This is a genomic window from Paenibacillus humicus NBRC 102415 (genome assembly GCF_004000905.1).
In the GTDB taxonomy this organism is placed as follows: Bacteria; Bacillota; Bacilli; order Paenibacillales; family Paenibacillaceae; genus Paenibacillus_O; species Paenibacillus_O humicus.
The window spans coordinates 41,582-58,037 of record NZ_BIMD01000035.1 but is presented as its reverse complement, the minus strand read 5'-3'; the positions used below and the strand labels follow the sequence as shown (position 1 = coordinate 58,037).

15 protein-coding genes are annotated in these 16,456 nt (G+C 61.2%); 11 read left to right on the top strand and 4 right to left on the bottom strand.

The features are described 5' to 3' along the window. From PHU01S_RS18745 to PHU01S_RS18730, 5 genes are all read left to right on the top strand, one after another. Positions 1-744: alanine racemase (locus PHU01S_RS18745; protein WP_127509141.1), on the top strand; the 744-nt coding region annotated here is incomplete at its 5' end. A gap of 18 nt (positions 745-762) precedes the next feature. Then, positions 763-2,382 carry an N-acyl-D-amino-acid deacylase family protein gene (locus PHU01S_RS18740; protein WP_048744493.1) on the top strand — a complete coding sequence of 540 codons (1,620 nt, stop codon included), beginning with the start codon at positions 763-765 and terminating at the stop codon, positions 2,380-2,382. Positions 2,383-2,512: 130 nt separating this feature from the next. After that, a complete protein-coding gene (locus PHU01S_RS18735) occupies positions 2,513-2,977 on the top strand; it encodes a RidA family protein (RefSeq protein ID WP_048744495.1) in 465 nt (154 codons plus the stop codon). 221 nt (positions 2,978-3,198) lie between these two features. Next, positions 3,199-3,372 carry a hypothetical protein gene (locus PHU01S_RS25880; RefSeq protein WP_021881835.1) on the top strand — a complete coding sequence of 58 codons (174 nt, stop codon included), beginning with the start codon at positions 3,199-3,201 and terminating at the stop codon, positions 3,370-3,372. Positions 3,373-3,725: 353 nt separating this feature from the next. Next, a complete protein-coding gene (locus PHU01S_RS18730; RefSeq protein WP_048744496.1) occupies positions 3,726-4,472 on the top strand; it encodes an SDR family NAD(P)-dependent oxidoreductase in 747 nt (248 codons plus the stop codon). 59 nt (positions 4,473-4,531) lie between these two features. Here PHU01S_RS18730 and PHU01S_RS18725 read toward each other — a convergent pair whose 3' ends face one another. After that, on the bottom strand, positions 4,532-5,152 hold the full coding sequence (locus PHU01S_RS18725; protein ID WP_049868765.1) for a TetR/AcrR family transcriptional regulator: 621 nt from the start codon (positions 5,150-5,152) through the stop codon (positions 4,532-4,534). Between the two features lie 298 nt (positions 5,153-5,450). Between PHU01S_RS18725 and PHU01S_RS18720 the strand changes: the two genes are divergently transcribed. From PHU01S_RS18720 to PHU01S_RS18710, 3 genes are all read left to right on the top strand, one after another. Beyond that, positions 5,451-6,857, top strand: coding sequence for a BclA C-terminal domain-containing protein (locus tag PHU01S_RS18720; RefSeq protein ID WP_127509137.1), 1,407 nt, complete (start codon positions 5,451-5,453; stop codon positions 6,855-6,857). Positions 6,858-7,035: 178 nt separating this feature from the next. Further along, complete coding sequence (locus tag PHU01S_RS18715; protein WP_049868767.1) at positions 7,036-7,722, top strand: response regulator transcription factor; 687 nt, start codon at positions 7,036-7,038, stop codon at positions 7,720-7,722. Then, entirely contained in the window at positions 7,719-9,113 is a 1,395-nt protein-coding gene (locus PHU01S_RS18710) for a sensor histidine kinase (protein WP_048748620.1), read from the top strand. The genes PHU01S_RS18715 and PHU01S_RS18710 overlap by 4 nt, the downstream gene beginning before the upstream one ends. A gap of 142 nt (positions 9,114-9,255) precedes the next feature. On the opposite strand, the gene PHU01S_RS18705 is transcribed toward PHU01S_RS18710, so the two are convergent. After that, positions 9,256-11,118, bottom strand: a complete 1,863-nt coding sequence (locus PHU01S_RS18705) for an ABC transporter substrate-binding protein (protein ID WP_127509133.1) — start codon at positions 11,116-11,118, stop codon at positions 9,256-9,258. Positions 11,119-11,241: 123 nt separating this feature from the next. Here PHU01S_RS18705 and PHU01S_RS25875 point away from each other — a divergent pair, with 123 nt between their 5' ends. The 3 genes from PHU01S_RS25875 (at position 11,242) to PHU01S_RS18695 (ending at position 13,461) form a co-directional block, all read left to right on the top strand. After that, a complete protein-coding gene (locus PHU01S_RS25875; RefSeq protein ID WP_157053994.1) occupies positions 11,242-11,418 on the top strand; it encodes a hypothetical protein in 177 nt (58 codons plus the stop codon). A 311-nt stretch (positions 11,419-11,729) separates the two neighbouring features. Beyond that, the gene (locus PHU01S_RS18700; RefSeq protein ID WP_049868769.1) at positions 11,730-12,908 is read left to right on the top strand and encodes a S8 family peptidase; all 1,179 of its coding nucleotides are present in this window, start codon (positions 11,730-11,732) and stop codon (positions 12,906-12,908) included. Between the two features lie 100 nt (positions 12,909-13,008). Further along, entirely contained in the window at positions 13,009-13,461 is a 453-nt protein-coding gene (locus PHU01S_RS18695) for a DinB family protein (protein ID WP_049868770.1), read from the top strand. A 143-nt stretch (positions 13,462-13,604) separates the two neighbouring features. On the opposite strand, the gene PHU01S_RS18690 is transcribed toward PHU01S_RS18695, so the two are convergent. Next, a complete protein-coding gene (locus PHU01S_RS18690) occupies positions 13,605-14,903 on the bottom strand; it encodes an MDR family MFS transporter (protein WP_049868771.1) in 1,299 nt (432 codons plus the stop codon). 144 nt (positions 14,904-15,047) lie between these two features. After that, complete coding sequence (locus tag PHU01S_RS18685) at positions 15,048-16,448, bottom strand: MDR family MFS transporter (RefSeq protein ID WP_232316995.1); 1,401 nt, start codon at positions 16,446-16,448, stop codon at positions 15,048-15,050. Positions 16,449-16,456: the final 8 nt, after the last annotated feature.

The window sequence follows — 16,456 nt, the reverse complement described above, 5'->3', positions numbered from 1 at the left end:
GAGGCCGCCGGCATCGCGCTGGAGGTCCGTCTCGAGATCGAGACGGGGCTCAGGCGCACGGGGGTAGCGCCGGAGGCGGCGCTGCCGCTGGCGCGGGAGATCGCGGCGATGCCCGGCCTGGACCTGACGGGCATCTTCACGTACCGCGGCGCGATGCTCGGCGGGGCGCCGACGATGGACCTGCGGGCGGCCGGCCACGAGGAAGGCCGCATGATGGCTGCCGTCGCACAGGAGCTGCGCCGGGGAGGCGTGCCGATCCGCGACGTGAGCGTCGGCTCGACTCCGACGGCGGTGTATGCCGCCGAGATCGAGGGCGTCACGGAGATCCGGCCCGGAACGTACGTGTTCCACGACCGGATGCAGGCGGCCTTCGGCCTCTGCAAGCTGGACGACTGCGCGGCCGAGGTATGGGTGACGGTCGTCAGCCGGCCGGCGACGGACCGCATCGTCATCGACGGCGGCAGCAAGACGTTCGCGACCGATGTGCAGCCGGGCGGCGCGCCGCTGCAGCTGCAGGGCTTCGGCCATGTCGTCGGCCTGCCGCATGCCGTGTTCGAGCGGATGAACGAGGAGCATGGCGTCATCCGGGTACGGCCGGAGGACGACTGCCAGCCGGGCGACCTGCTGCGCGTCATCCCGAACCATATCTGCAGCACGGTGAATCTTCATTCCAGCGTGTACATCAGCGATAAGGACGGCGGGCTGCGGAGAGTTCCGGTCGCCGCGCGCGGCTGCATTCAATAGAAGGGAGCGAAAGGCGACATGCTGGATTTAGTGCTCAAAAACGGACGCATCGTGGACGGGAGCGGCAATCCGTGGTTCCGCGGCGACGTAGGCGTGAAGGATGGAATGATTGCCGCTGTCGGCCGCGTGGACGCGGAGGCGGCGCAGACGATCGATGTTCAGGGACGCGTCATTTCCCCCGGCTTCATCGACGGCCACTGCCATTCGGATCTCATGATCCTCGACCATCCGCTCAGCGAGATCAAGCTCAGCCAGGGCGTCACCGCCGAAGTCGTCGGCAACTGCGGACTCGCTCCGGCGCCGGTATTCCCGGACCGGGAGGAGCTGCTGCGCAGCTACATTTCCCCCGTCATCGGCAGTACCCGGCATGACTGGCAGTGGAATACGGTCGGCGAATACATGGACTATGTCGCCCGATCCGCTCCGGCTGAACATATGGCGACCTACGTCGCCCATGGCGCCCTGCGGATCGCTGTCATGGGCTTCGACAACCGCCCGGCCACTGCCGCGGAGCTGCGCCGGATGAAGGAGCTGCTGGAGGAGGGGCTGCGCGCCGGCGCCATCGGCCTGTCGATCGGCCTGCTCTACTCCCCCGGCAGCTATACGTCCAAGGAAGAGCTTGCGGAGCTGTGCACGGTGCTGCCACGCTACGACGGCCTGCTGAGCACGCATATCCGCGGCGAGGGCAACAATCTGCTGCCTTCGGTGCGCGAGGTCATCTGGATCGCCGGGAAGGCGGGCATTCCGCTCCACATCAGCCATCTCAAGGCGGCCGGAAAAATCAACTGGGGCAAGGTTCTTGAAGCGATGGAGCTCGTCGAGGACGCCCGTGCCAGAGGCATGGACGTGACGGTGGACGTCTACCCTTATTCGGCGGGATCGACATCGCTGACGACGATCCTGCCTCCATGGGTGCTGGAGGGAGGCATTCCGGGAGCGCTGGAAGCGTTCCGCGACCCCGTCCTGCGGCGCCGCATCCGCGAGGAGCTCGGCCGGGAGCAGGACGGCTGGGACAATCTGGTCTGCTCCACCGGCTGGCAGAGCGTGTTCGTCGCCTCGGCCGGCGGCGCCAATGCGACCTTGGAGGGGAAGCATATCGAGGAGATCGCCGCGATGCGCGGCGTCCATCCCGCCGACTGCATGATGGATCTGCTGCTGGAAGAGGACGGCCAGGTGCCAATCGTTTACTTCCACATGTCGGATGACGACGTCCGCCAGGTCATCGCCTATCCCCGCTCCCTGATCGCCTCGGACAGCCTCACCTGCGAGACGGGCAAGCCGCATCCGAGGCTGTATGGAACGTTTCCCCGCGTCTTTGCCAAATACGTGCGCGAGGAGCGGGTGCTGACGCTGGAGGATGCGGTGCGCAAGCTGACCTCGTTCCCGGTGCAGCGCTTCCGTCTCGGCAAGCGGGGCCTGATCGTGCCGGATTATGCCGCCGACCTCGTCGTGTTCAATCCGGATACGATCCAGGATACCGCGACCTTTGCCGATCCCAAGCAGCAGCCGGAGGGCATCTCGCATGTCGTCGTCTCCGGGCGCGTCGCCATGCAGGACGGCGTGCATACCGGAGAGCGCGCCGGAGGCTTCCTCCGCGCAGCCTCATGCGCCTGCGGCAGCGGGCATGGACATCCATGAGACAGCCCTGCCAAACGGACGGCCAAGGTCTCGGAGCCATATGATTCCATTCGAGCATGCCAAACAGCATGCAGTTTTTTGAGACCTCAAGCACTGCCCATTATAGTTCCAGATGAAAGGATCGATGAACATGTCTAAAATCGACCAACGCCTCGCCGAGCTCGGCATCACGCTCCCGGAGCTTCCGGCGCCGAAATTTTCCTACATACCGGTCAATCAGACCGGCAACCTGATCTACACTTCGGGCTTCGACTGCCGCATCGACGGCGTTCTCATGCATGAGGGCAAGGTCGGCTCCGACCTGACGATACAGCAAGGCCAGGAGGCCGCCCGCCAGATCGTCATCAACCTGCTTGCGGCGATGAAGGCTTATCTGGGCGACCTTGACCGCGTCGTCAAAATCGTCAAGCTGCTCGGCTTCGTGAACAGCGCTCCGGGCTTCGGCGATCAGCCTTACGTCATGAACGCCGCCTCCGATCTGCTTATCGAGGTGTTCGGCGAGAACGGACGCCATGCCCGCAGCGCCATTGGCACGAGCGACCTGCCGTTCCATACGCCCGTGGAGATCGAGCTGATCGCCGAAATCCGCGAGTAGAGCCTAGTCGGACAGGCCATAAGGCCTGCCTGTCCCGCATATTGGGGATGTCCCATAAGTCATGAAAATGGCTGAGGGGCATCCCTTCGCTTGTTTGAGCGGGCCGGCTCCAATGAAAGCGAGGCAAGCTCGCCTCAAATCATCGACGGGCTGAATAATCCGCTCCCGCACTCGGGGAACCTATAGGGCAATCATTATGATTCCTTAGGAGGCCGACATCTATGTCAGGACGAAACAGCAAGCCGAAAAACTCAGGTCCCGCAGGGCATCCCGGAAGGCTGGATCAGTTCGGAGCCAAGCTGGGCTCCAGCAACGAGGTTGAATTCGCCGAGGCTCTGGGACAAGCATGCCGCACAGGAGAGAAAAACGATAAAGCTGAAAAGGATACCAAATAAATCCATCCAAAAGCGCGCCGCAGTTCATCTGCGCCGCGTTTTTTCTTCCCTTCCGCTGTGGTTCGCTTCAAAAATCGTTGCGCTGTTCATTTCCATCAAGGCCGTCTTAAGCGAATCTAGGCTTTCCCTTTCTCCCCGTAATGTTCCTGCGAATCATCCTGGGAAATGACAGACGGAATGTCGAAGGAAGGCGGCTGCGGAGCAGATTATGAATTTTTTTCTAAACCCAACTTAATATACATATTGATCATTACTTCACATAATGGACGTAATGTCTTATACTTAACCTGCAAGGCTAAAGCGGTTACAAGAGCCGCTGCAGGACCAACCTTTATCCGAGAGGAGATTTTTATATGGCGCGTTTAGAGGGTAAAACAGCCATTGTAACCGGTGCGGCAACCGGCATGGGAGCGGAGGAGGCCCGCCTGTTCGCCCGCGAGGGAGCCCGGGTCGTGATGACGGATGTGAATATCTCCGAGCTGGAGAAGGTCGCTGCCGAGATCAGGACGGCTGGCGGCGAGGCAACAGCGATCAAGCATAATGTAGCTTCCGAGGAAGAGTGGCAGCATGTCGTCGACGAGGCTGTCCGCCTCTACGGCAAGGTGGATATCCTCGTCAACAATGCGGGCATTGCGTCGACGCGCACGATTGCGAGCTTCGACCTGACGGAATGGAACCGCGTCCTGGACATCAACCTGACCGGCTGTGTCCTCGGCATGAAAGCTGTCATTCCGGAGATGCAGAAGGCCGGCTCCGGTTCTATCGTCAACATCTCCTCGATCGGCGGAATCGTCGGCATGGCCGGATCGAGCGCCTACACGGCGGCCAAGGGCGGCCTCCGCACGCTGACCAAAGCAGCGGCGGTCGAGTACGCCAAGCAGAGCATCCGCGTCAACTCCGTCCATCCCGGCATCATCGTCACTCCGATGACGGAGCCTTCCATGAAGGACGCGATGCCGTTCTACCAGACGTTCACACAGCTTCCTTACATGGGCAAGCCGGAGGATGTCGCCTACGGCGTGCTGTTCCTCGCTTCCGACGAAGCCCGCTTCATGACCGGCGCCGAGCTGGTCATCGACGGCGGCTGGACGGCGCTCTAAGCCAGAACAAGCAGCAAGGCTGTTCCAAGATCGCATTGCGTGATCAGGAACAGCCTTTTTTACGTCGTACGGTCTTTTTGTTCCGGCAGCACCTTATAGGGACCGAGTATGGACAGATTCATCAGCTGGGCGGCGATATCCCTTTCCTCGTACGGCATCTGCTTCTCAATCCACCAGATGACGACCTCGAGAATGGCGGCTTCTGCGTATTTGACGGCAACCTCGCGCCTTGCCGTGAGCAGGCTGTCGTCGGGCTGGGCAAAGGCCATGCCGTCCGATACGAAGTCGTGGATGACATTCAGCATTCCCGAAGCAAGCTGGGGCACTCGATTGCGGACCAGCATGGCATAGTAGACGGAATAACGGTCGCTTATATGATGGAACAGCTTCACAAAGCTTGGATGCGGCTCGCCGCGGAGATAATCGAACCCTTCGCCATCGGCCTCGGAGGTCGAGACGGCATCCCGGAGCTCCTGCAGAAGCTCGCCGATATATTCGTCCAGCAAAGCCTGCTTGTCCTCGTAATGCAAATAGAATGTCGCTCGTTTGATCGTCGCCTGATCCGCGAGCTCCTGGACGGAGAAGTTGTCCATTCCACGCTCTTCCATGAGCTGGACGAGAGCTTCGCGCAGCAGCCGGCGCGTCCGCAGCACGCGCGGATCGGTTTTGCTAGGTGACATGGGCGGCTTCCTTTCTGAGCGTATTATTCTCTTGCAAGTATAGTACTCCGGCAGGAAAAGAGGAAGGAATTCGGCTGACAGCAACGATTGCATCGCCGATTGCCGCCTGCAGTTGTGTTCCAGGTGTTTATTTATGGATATATATTCACGATTATCATGAAATGGTATATTTAAATGGTCCTAAGTGAGATGCAGACTCTCAATTATTGCGGGCTCCATCCATACCTAGCTTACTTCAGATTATTTGGGCGATGCATTCTTTCGAGGGCTTATTTCCACACTTGCGGGGGGTTTAGGTATGCTGGTGAAAAAAACGGGCGCTGCCGTGTCCGCTTTGCTGCTTGCTTCCGTTCTGGCGGCAACGATTGCAGGGGCTGCGCCGAAGCAGCAGGCGGTTACGGGTACTACGCCAATCGTGTTTGGCGAGAGTCGGTTGGTGGCGAATTCCATCAACGCGAATGGGACGTTGTATGTGCCGCTGCGGCTGATTGCCGCTGCGACAGGCATTCAGGCCGATTGGGACAGCGCGAAGAAGGCTGTTTATCTGACCTCATCGGAAGATGCGTCTTCCCCCGTTGCGGTTGAATCGGTTCCTGCCGGTAAGCAGGTCGCGGCGGAACCGGTAGCGGTCCAGGTCTATCTGAACGGAATCCAGACCCAACTGACGGATGCCGCCGGGAAGCAGGTGCTGCCCCTCTCGCTTAACGGCACGCTGTACTTGCCTGTGCGAGCCCTGTCCATGGCACTCGGTATAACCGTGGAGTGGAATGCTGCGGCGAAGCAATTGATTCTTCCGTCCAAGAAGGATGCTTCTGTTTCCGCTGGAAAAGGCGATACCGGTGCCAAAGGGGAAAAAGGCGATACCGGGGCCAAGGGCGATAAGGGCGACACGGGTGCCAAGGGCGATAAAGGCGACACCGGGGCGACGGGACCGGCGGGAACGACAGGAGCAGCCGGCCCGGCAGGTCCGACCGGGGCTCAAGGTGCCAAGGGCGATAAGGGCGACACCGGAGCGGCGGGACCGGCGGGGTCGACAGGAGCAGCCGGCCCGGCAGGTCCGACTGGGGCCCAAGGTGCCAAGGGCGATAAGGGCGACACCGGAGCGACGGGGCCGGCGGGGTCGACAGGTGCTGCTGGTGCGACAGGAGCAGCGGGTCCGGCAGGTCCTCAGGGCCCTGCCGGAGCCAAAGGCGATAAAGGCGACACGGGCCCAGCTGGAGCAACGGGACCTCAGGGGCCTCAAGGCGTTCAGGGACCTCAAGGCATTCAGGGAGAACAAGGCCTTCCCGGCCCTTCTGGAGCCGCTGCTCTGCAAGCCTTTTACGCGGCCAATACGAGCGGATCGGTCGTTGCCGTTGTCTTAGGGGGAACTGCAATTCCGCTGCCCTCCGTCGAATACAATTCTTCCTTTACCATGAATGCGGGAAACACGGAAGTCACCGTGAATGAATCCGGAACCTACTATGTTTCGTACTCGATTCAGACGACCTCGGTTAGCCTGGTGAGTTCGAATCTTCTCGTCAACGGGACTGGCGTCAACAGCTTGGCCATTATCCCTAGCCAGTCGAGGTCGACTTGGCAAGCGAGCGGAATCGTAACCCTTTCAGCCGGATCTACGGTTCAGCTGAGTGCGGGCGGCATGCTGGGAGCGATTATTCTGCAGGGCGGACAAGGAGCCGCTCTGACTCTGATCAAGATCAACTAAATCCGCTCCATTTTTACGGAAAGCCTTCAGGAGGCTTTTCGTACGATCAGGCCAGCCAGAATTTCTGGCTGGCTTTTTTTGATCCTCCGTCTAAGGTGAAAGTTGAAATCGGAGCATACATCCGTCATGATACCAACAGTTGATTTGAAGGATTCCAACCACCGGGAGGCTCATGCCTATGCGTATCCATATTCTGGTCGCCGACGACGATCCACATATCCGCGAGCTGCTGAGGCTCGTGCTGACACGCGAGGGATATGCCGTGAGCGAAGCCGCGGACGGACAAGAAGCGGTGTCCATGCTGGAAGCCGGGCAGGTACATCTGGCCGTCGTCGATGTCATGATGCCCCATAAGGACGGACTGGAGCTGACGGAGGAGATTCGCCGCCACTACGATCTGCCGGTCATCCTGCTGACGGCCAAGGGAGCGATGGAGGACAAGGAAAGGGGCTTCGAGGCCGGAACGGACGATTACCTCGTGAAGCCTTTCGAGCCGCAGGAGCTGCTGTTCCGGATCAAGGCGCTGCTGCGCCGGTACCGGATGGCCAGCTCGGAGGTCATCCGGCTGGGGGGCGTGACGATCGACCGAGGGAGCTACGAGGTGACGGCCGCCGGGCAGAGCATCGTCCTGCCGCTGCGCGAATTTCAGCTGCTGGCTCAGCTTGCCAGCCAGCCGGGCCGAATCCATACCCGGGAGCAGCTCATCTCCATGATCTGGGGAACGGACTATGAGGGAGACAGCCGGACCGTCGACGTGCATGTGAAGCGTTTAAGGGAAAGATTCGAGCCTTGCCGGAACGACTTCGTCATCACGACGATCCGGGGCCTCGGCTACAAGCTGGAGACCGGGGGCGGCCCATCGTGAAGAGCCTGTATTTCCGCATCGTCCTTACCTTTGTCTTGATCGCGCTGCTCAGCAGCATCGGAGGCATGCTGCTCACCAGCCTTTATTACGATTACCGGCTCAATGCCAATAATGAAGCGAACATGGAGCAGGCGGCGGATCAGGTCAAGGCCTTGCATGACGGAGCGCCGCAGGAGGATCTGCCGACGCTGCTCGGAGGCATTGCGGGCCTTGGCTACCAGCTGTATACAGTCGGTCCCTCAGGCGACAGGCACGCCTACGGGACAGCTTTCCGCCACGAGCGGTTTCCTTCGGCAAGCCAGGTGGAGAAGGTGAGGGAGGGGGGCGCCTACCATGGCATGTCGGAGGAGAACAGGCGCTTCAAGCTGTTCGCCTACTTCGAGAACAGCGCCCGCAATACGTACGGCTTTCCGCTGAAGACGGCGGAAGGAACGGCTGCCGTCTTCATCCGTCCCGATCTGGAGCGCCAGATCGGGGAGGTGCGCGTAATCGTGGCGGTGCTGCTCGTCAGCACGTTCGGCATCAGCCTGCTGCTGATCGCCGCGCTCAGCAGCCTCATCGTGCAGCCGGTGAAGCGGCTGACGAGAGCGGCGCAGCGCATCGCCGGAGGCGATTACGAGGTGAGCATCGACACGTCCCGGCGCGATGAGATCGGCGAGCTCGGCCGCCGCTTCTCTACGATGGCGCGGTCCATCCGCGATCTGGACCGGATGCGCCAGGAGTTCGTGGCGAATGTGTCCCATGAATTCCAGTCTCCGCTGACGTCCATCCGGGGCTTCATCCGCACCCTTCTGGACAGCAAGCCGGCTCCGGATGCGCTGGAGACCCGGCGTTATCTGGCCGTCATCGACGAGGAGAGCCGGAGGCTGTCCTCGCTCAGCCGCCAGCTGCTGATGCTTGCCGACGTCGACCGTCAGGAGCGGGTGCTGCACCGGCAGCCGTACCGGCTGGATGAGCAGCTGCGTCAAGCGCTGCTCATGCTGGAGTGGCAGTGGACAGACAAGGAGCTTCAGCTGGAGCTGGAATTGCCCGAGACGACCGTGGCCGCCGACCAGAGCCTTATGTACGAGGTATGGCTGAATCTGATCGGCAATGCCGTCAAATTTACGGGCCGGGGAGGCGTCCTGGGCATCGAGCTCAGGCAAGAGGACGGCTTCTGGAGCGTATCGGTCCGCGATACGGGACCGGGCATCGCGCCGGATGAGCTTTCCCGCATCTTCGAGCGGTTCCACAAAGCGGACAAATCGCGCCGCCACGATGGAGAAGGAGGCAGCGGCAGCGGGCTCGGACTGTCCATCGTGCAGCGGATCGTCAACTTGCACGGGGGCTCGGTCGAAGCGGAGAGCGAGCTCGGGCGGGGGACCGTCATGACGGTGCGGCTGCCCCTCTAGTCCTGAGCGTGGGCTGCTCGCGAGCAAATTCTGGCTTTTAACGGACGGAATGACTTCTTCTTCCCTTAAACAAGAGGCCCATAACAAAGACCCGTTCGTTGATGGCGAACGGGTCTTTTGCTAGCAGTTTTTCGTGTCCAATTCAGCTCAAGGAGCCGGACACAAGCTTCCCGGCTTCCCTGGTGCCGCCGACGTCCAGGCAGCTCTCCAGCCATACTTCCTTGAAGTCGATCCAGCCGAGCGTATTCAGCCTCGCGCCCTGAACGCTGGGATGAAGGTAGGTCTGGAGCTGCTGATGATGAAGGAAGATCAGCGAGGCCTCGTCGCGCAGCTGCTCCTCGATCTGCCGCATGATCTGGCTGCGCCTCTCCGGAAGAGATTCGGCCAGGGCGGCATCGACCCGCTCGCGGATCCAGAACCTTCTCTCTTCGTCGAAGTAGTTCGACATGACGCAGCCACCATGCTCGTAAGCTTCGATTTCATCGACCTCGTCATCGGCAAGGACAAGGCCGAAAACCGTCACATCGGTCTCCGGCGTTCCTAGATTCCGGCAGGAAGCAGTCGGGCTGAGCCGCGTGTCGAGCGCGATGCCCCATTCCTGGAGGCGCTTCTGGATCCATTGGACATCTTCAGCGTATTTGGGGTTGGCAGTCAGCCGCAGAGGAGCTCCGGCATACTCCGAATCCCGCAAAGCCGCACGGATGCGTTCGGTGCGCGGCGGCTCGGGCGTGCGTGCCATGCTGACATCGGGAAGAAAGCTGTAAGCCGGCAGCGCGCGGTCTCCCCCCAGATCCGCGACCATCTGGACGGGATCCAAAATCATTTTTACCGCCCTGCGGAAGGCTTCGGACTGCTGCGGGCCTGAGCGCTGGAGATTCCAGGACAGGAGGGTGCAGCCGCGGCACAGCTTTTGCAGCGCGAGCCAGTCGGCTGTGGCGGAGGCATGTTCGCCCGCCCAGCTCTTTCCCAATCCGTCCCGCGGCCGGAAGATCTCCGGCGTGCCTTCGATCCGGGGCCGAAAATCCTTGGGCATGATGACGATGTCCACGCCGTCGAGGTAAGGCCGGCCTTGGTGATAGGACGGATGGGCAGCGAGCTCCACGCAGCTGTCGCTGGCATGGATCATCCGGAAAGGGCCGCTGCCGGACGGCAGTTTCCAGAAGTCCTGCTCGCTGCGGCCTCCGAAGCCGGCAGGCAGCAGGGAAGCGGCCGCGGCGCAGACGAAACGGCTGAAGATATGGTTCGGCCTGCGGAGGCGAAAGCGGACGACGCGCGGTCCGATCGTCTCGATTTCGTCCACCCCCCTCATCAGCCAGCCGTTGTCCACAGAGGCCCGAAGCCGGTCGAAGGTGAATTTCACGTCGGCGGAGGTCATCTCCGGACCGTGATGGAACCGGATGCCTTTCTTGAGAAAGAAGGTCCACTCCCTGGCGTCGTCGCTGGAAGTCCAATGATGCGCCGCTCCTGGCAGCATGACCTGCTCGAGATCGTCGAACTGCAGGAGGCGGTCGTAGATCTGGCGAGCCAAATGACCGTCGAGGGCATAGTTGATTTGAGCCGGATCGAAGGTCGAGAAGGACGAGACGACTGGAAAGCGCAGCGTATCCGCCGCATAGGCTCCTCCCTCTCCCTGTTCCTTGCGGTATCCGAAGCTGCCGTCCAGCCAGGCCATGAATTCGGCCTTTTCGACCTCGTTGCCGTATCCTTCCAAAAGCTCGAAGGCCTGCTTGTAATCGCCTTTGCCTGCAAGGCTTCTCAGCAGTTCGAGCAGGTATTCGCGCTTGTCGGCCAGAAATGCGATCTGCGAGCGGTGTCCGCGCCCGCGGCCGGGCAGCCAGCGGATAAGCCCCTCATCCTCCAGCCTGCGCAGAATATGCTTGGCGTTGCGCGGAGTGCAGAACAGCGCCGCGGCAATATTCTCGAGCGTCGCTTCGACCGGCAGGGCCGTGTCCGTATCGCCCGAAAATCGGCCAAGCAGGGTCAAGTAGCGTTCCTGAGCATACATTGAGGTTGGCCTCCTATGCAGTGCGGATGTTTAAAAGGGGAAAAGTATTGAGGTGATTATACGCTTTTTAACCCTTTTTGCACAGAGCATAATAAAAGCAGGGAAGCCAAGGAGGAATGATGGATGATGGAGGAATACTTCATGGAAAAAATGGCGGAGCTGAAGCAGTCGGAGATGAGGGGGGAGAACCCGCTCCGAATGTGGGAAGACATTGAAAAAGGCCCGGGAGCGGCACGGCGGCGGCCGGTCAAGAAAACATGGCATGCATTGGCGATTCTCGGCGCCTTGATCCGGAAATGAAGGCGGCCGCCGCGTCTGCAGCTGGCTGCCTCGCCTTTGCCGGAATTGAGCATAGAGATAGAGAAAGCATAAGCAGGTTTTCAGCCCTCCTGCCGGGCACTCCGGTACAGGAGGGTTTTTGTTTGCGCGTAAAGGGGAAAAGCGAAAGGACTCCTTTCCTCTTTTGACGGCTCGGACTTGCTGGCGGGCAGCTAGCGGCGGGCATCCGCATATTTAATAGATTCAAAGGCATCCATCCATGCCATGCCTCCCCGGCATCCATAGAGTAGTAGGGCAGTCGAGGCTGCAAGGTCGAAGGAGGCGTGATCGGAATGGATGTCATGACATGGCTGCCTGCCGCCGGCGCGGCGGTTTTGGCTGCCGCCGCATGGTCGGGCGCGGCTTGGCGAGGGTGGAGACTAGAGAGGAGCATGCCGGAGCACGTGCCCGGCGAACTGCTCGTGAAGTTTCATGACGGAGTGGCGCAGGAGGCCCGCTGCCGGATTCACGAGCAATGCGGCGGCAAGGTCATCGCGGAGCGCGGAAACGGGAAGCTGCATCATGTCAAAGGCGGACGAGCCTCCCGCAGCGCGCGTCTGCTGCGCGACGCCTACCACGAGCATCCGGAGGTGGAGTACGCGGAGCCGAACTATATCTATCGGAGCTGCCTGGCTCCGAACGATGCCTTTTATCCGCTCCAGTACGGTCCGAAGCTGATTCATGCGGAGCAGGCATGGGACAAGGCTGCCGGCGAAGCTTCCGTTATCCTTGCCGTCGTGGATACGGGAGTGGATGGCAGCCACCCTGACTTGTCGGCCAAGCTGCTGGCTGGACAAGACTTCGTGCAGCCCGGACAGCCGCCGGAAGATCAGAACGGCCACGGTACCCACGTAGCCGGCATCGCGGCCGCAGCTACCGGCAATGGAATCGGCATCGCCGGCATCGCTCCGGACGCTCTCGTGCTGCCGGTTCGCGTTCTGGACCGCAACGGATCGGGGGCGATCGCGACGATCGCTGCCGGAGTCCGTTATGCGGCCGATCAAGGCGCGAAGGTGATCAATCTCAGCCTCGGCGGAGCGGGCCGATCAGCGGTTCTGCGCGATGCGATCCGCTATGCGGCATCCAAAGGCGCGGTCATCGTGGCGGCGGCCGGCAATGACGGCAGCCCGGCGAAGCTTTATCCCGCAGCTTACGACGAGGTCATCTCCGTCGGATCCGTAGGCGCGGAGGACGTCCATTCGGCTTTTTCCAACTACGGCGCCTGGGTGGATGTGGCCGCTCCGGGAGAAAAGATCGTATCGACTTACAGGTACGGACGTTATACGTATCTGAGCGGAACGTCCATGGCCGCTCCGCATGTGTCTGGCGTTGCCGCTCTGCTCGCTGGACAAGGGCTCGACGCCTCGGCTATCCGGGAACGCCTGCTGGCTTCCGCCGATCCCATAGAGGGAACCGGCATGTACTGGGCGCATGGACGGGTAAATGCGGAACGGGCGGCATCGGGCGGGTAGCTGCCGGGGGAGGAGGGAGCATCGACACAGAGGGAGGGCAGGTGCAGATGCCGGAACGCAGGACGCGTGGTAGAATGGGTGAAAAACCGGAGGGATGCTTATGTGCCGTGCAAGGGAGCGGCTGGAGGAAAGAATTCGGGAGGTGCCCGCCCAAATCCGCAGCCTTCCGCCTCATTGGTTCGATCGCAGGCCGGAGGAGGGGAAATGGTCTGGAAAGGAGATTCTGGGCCATTTATGCGATTCGGCGCTTACGAATCTTCAGCGTTTCGTCCGGGCGCAATACGAGCCTCAGCCGCATGCCATCCTGAAGTATGAGCAGGACAAGTGGGTATCCATCATGGACTACCATCATCAGCCCGTCGAGGATATCCTGAGCCTATGGACCTCGCTCAACCGGCAGGTTTCCGTTGTCATGGCAGGGCTGTCGGAGGAGGAGCTGGACAAGGTGTGCTCCGGAGGCCCGAATGGAAACGTCACGCTGGCTTGGCTTGCAGATGATTATGTCGACCATCTGGATCATCATTTGGCGCAGATTTTTGCCCGCCATTCCTGATGGTTTCGGATGCTTGTCCATGAAACGAAAAAAAAACGGTCTCCCATTCACATGGTGGCCGTTTTTGGTTTGCCGTCTTCAAGTGGAGGGACGTCTAGTCTATCCGAGCGGACCGCAGCGCCTTCTACCGGCGAATGTAGCCTCTACGGGAGGATCGTTTTGCCGCTGGCTTGGACATCGGGGGAAGGAGCGGCGCCGTCGTACCAATCAAACATGATCTTGTACAGGACGGCCGCCGCGACGGCCAGCAGCGCCAGCAGCGCGAACGTCCAATTGAAGCCGATCAAGCCGCACAGAGGAATGGACAGCGGAGCCAGCGTACGCCCGATTGTGAAGCGGAGGCTGGAGGCGGCGAAATACTGGCCTCTCATCCGCTCCGGCGCAAGCCTCGTCACGAACATCTGCTGCGGCCCTGCGCACATGAGCTCGGCCAGCGTGAAGACGACCATGACGCCGGCAAGGCTCCAGACGGCGCCCGCCTGGCTGAACAGCGCCATGGAGGCGGCGTAGCAGAGGGCGCCGCCGATGAAGATCCAGCGATCCTTCAGCAGCGAGGACCAGCGCGCGACGGCGACGGTGAAGAGCGCGACGAGCAGCCCGTTCTCCGAGACGAGCAGGCCGAACAGCCGCTCGCCGGTCAGCTTCAGATCCCAGCTGCTCCATACGCTTGCGGAATGGACGGTCTCTTCCAGATATACCGGAAGCAGCAGGTCCAGCTGCATGAAGGTCTGCGACAGCAGAATTCCGGCTGCGATGAACAGCAGGAATACCCGATCGGAGCCGATGATGCGGTAATTCCGCAGCTGAGACCGCATCGCTTCTTTCCAGGAGGAGGCAGCCGTGCCTCCTTCGGGAGAGGATGTCTGGGCCGGATTGGTCTCGCGCAGCTTGGCCGACAGGAGGACGGCCATCGTGACGCAGACGGCGCTCGCGGCTGCGGGCATGGCGGCTGGATGGCCGACGTACAGCACGGAGCCGAGCAGCGGTCCGATGACGACGGCGATGTTGACAAAGGTATAAAAGACGGCGAATACTTCCGAGCGATGCTTCTCGGGTACGACGTCCGCGACCATCGCCTGGCTGGCCGGATAATAGAACGAAGAAGCGGTGCTGGCAATCGTGAAGCCGGTGAAGGCCAGAGCCGGGACCGGCAGCCAGGATGAGGAAGCGGCCGCGAAAATGCCGTAGCCGATCGCCTGGCCGGAGGCGGCGATGACCATCATCCGCTTGCGGCCGTAGCGGTCGGTGAAATAGCCTCCGAGCAGGTTGGCTGCGACGGCGAGAGACTGCGACAGCACCATCAGCAGGCCTGCCGTGCCTTTGCCGAAGGCGCGGGCGAATACGATGGAGAGGAACGGGAAGAACGTCCAGAAAACGATGTTCAGGACGAACTCGCCTCCGAGCCGCAGCTTCAGGTTGGAATCCCAGTCGCGAAGTTTCATGATCGGCCTCCCTTCAAGACAGGCACTGCGGCAGCTCCCTTTACAGGGTGGCGGACGCCGTGCGCAGATTAGCAGGAAGCTTCGCCAGGGGGTGGTTTTAGGGCAAGCCGGACGCAAATGCCGTCCTGTAGCCTGACGTAATGTTCAGCCTTCCGCAGCCATCCGCCGGCCGTTCTTGCGTCCGTAAGGAAGCAGGAACAGCATCAGCAGGTTGACGGCGGCGAAGCCGAGCAGCAGGATGAAGATCATGTGCAGGCCGTTCTCCAGCTGAAGAGCGGTACCGCCTTCCCGGTAGAATCGGTTGAATACGAGGCCGAAAATCGCAACGCTGATCGTCTGGCCGAGCGCGTTCATGAGCGCATTGGTCGAGGTGGCGACACCTCTCGATTCCCAGCCGACCGAGTTTTGGACCGTGACCAGAATCGGCGTGTTCACGCAGCCCATGCCGAAGCCCATGACGCACAGGATGAAGATGAGATAGGCGAGCGGCGATGACGGCTGCAGGGCGAGCAGCAGCATCGATCCGGCGGCGATCAGGATGACGCCTCCCGTGATGAACGGACGGGGGCCGAGGCGATGCAGATAGCGGCCCGACAAATTGGAGGCGAGCGGCCAGGCGATCGACATCGGCATGAGGGCCAGGCCGGAGAAGGTGGCGGACTTGCCGAGCAGCATCTGAATCCAGAGCGGCGCGTAGATCGTCAGGCCCGACGAGACGCTGAACATGAAGAAGCCCATGGTGTAAGGGATGGAGCGTCTGCGGTCGGCCAGCAGCGCCAGCGGCAGCATCGGCTCGGCGGCTTTTTTCTCCACCTGGATGAAGACGATCAGGAAGACGGCGGCAGCCGCGAACATGCCGATAATGAGCGGAGAATCCCAGGCATACGTCTCTCCGCCCGTGAGCAGGGCGAAGAGCAGGGCCGAGATGCTGACCGTGAAGGCGGCGGCGCCGGCGTAATCGATCTTTTTGCCGCTTCGGCTCACGGTTTCCTTCAGGAACCCGAATACGAGCGCGAACGAGACGATGCCGATCGGAACATTAATGAAGAAGATCCAGCGCCAGCTGATCTGGTCCACGAAATAGCCGCCTACAAGCGGCCCCAGAAGAGCGGCTACCGACCACACGGAGGCGAAAACGCCCTGGATCTTGCCTCGTTCCTCGCCCGGATACAGGTCTCCGGCGATCGTGAAGGCGACAGGAGACAGGGCGCCTGCTCCAATCCCTTGAATGGCTCGGAATACGATGAGCTGCTCCATGCTGCCGGCCGCTCCGCACAGGACAGAGCCGAGCACGAAGAGCAGCAGCCCGATGGCGAAGATGCTCCTGCGGCCGAACAGGTCGGCGAGTTTGCCGAAGATGGGCGTGGAGACGCATGTAGTGAGCGTGTAGATGGAGAAAATCCAGCTCAGCAGCGACAGGCCCTGCAGGTCGGCCGAGATGCTCTTGGTCGCGGTGCTGACGACGGTGGCGTCGAGCGCGCCGATGAACAGGCCGAGCAGCAAGCCTGCCGTCACGATTTTCCGATTCGTTCTAACGGGGGACACAGGCATCC

Coding starts and splice junctions, on each gene's coding strand:
- PHU01S_RS18740 (WP_048744493.1), top strand. CDS start 763: ATGCTGGATTTAGTGCTCAAAAACGGACGCATCGTGGACGGGAGCGGC.
- PHU01S_RS18735 (WP_048744495.1), top strand. CDS start 2,513: ATGTCTAAAATCGACCAACGCCTCGCCGAGCTCGGCATCACGCTCCCG.
- PHU01S_RS25880 (WP_021881835.1), top strand. CDS start 3,199: ATGTCAGGACGAAACAGCAAGCCGAAAAACTCAGGTCCCGCAGGGCAT.
- PHU01S_RS18730 (WP_048744496.1), top strand. CDS start 3,726: ATGGCGCGTTTAGAGGGTAAAACAGCCATTGTAACCGGTGCGGCAACC.
- PHU01S_RS18725 (WP_049868765.1), bottom strand. CDS start 5,152: ATGTCACCTAGCAAAACCGATCCGCGCGTGCTGCGGACGCGCCGGCTG.
- PHU01S_RS18720 (WP_127509137.1), top strand. CDS start 5,451: ATGCTGGTGAAAAAAACGGGCGCTGCCGTGTCCGCTTTGCTGCTTGCT.
- PHU01S_RS18715 (WP_049868767.1), top strand. CDS start 7,036: ATGCGTATCCATATTCTGGTCGCCGACGACGATCCACATATCCGCGAG.
- PHU01S_RS18705 (WP_127509133.1), bottom strand. CDS start 11,118: ATGTATGCTCAGGAACGCTACTTGACCCTGCTTGGCCGATTTTCGGGC.
- PHU01S_RS25875 (WP_157053994.1), top strand. CDS start 11,242: ATGATGGAGGAATACTTCATGGAAAAAATGGCGGAGCTGAAGCAGTCG.
- PHU01S_RS18700 (WP_049868769.1), top strand. CDS start 11,730: ATGGATGTCATGACATGGCTGCCTGCCGCCGGCGCGGCGGTTTTGGCT.
- PHU01S_RS18695 (WP_049868770.1), top strand. CDS start 13,009: ATGTGCCGTGCAAGGGAGCGGCTGGAGGAAAGAATTCGGGAGGTGCCC.
- PHU01S_RS18690 (WP_049868771.1), bottom strand. CDS start 14,903: ATGAAACTTCGCGACTGGGATTCCAACCTGAAGCTGCGGCTCGGAGGC.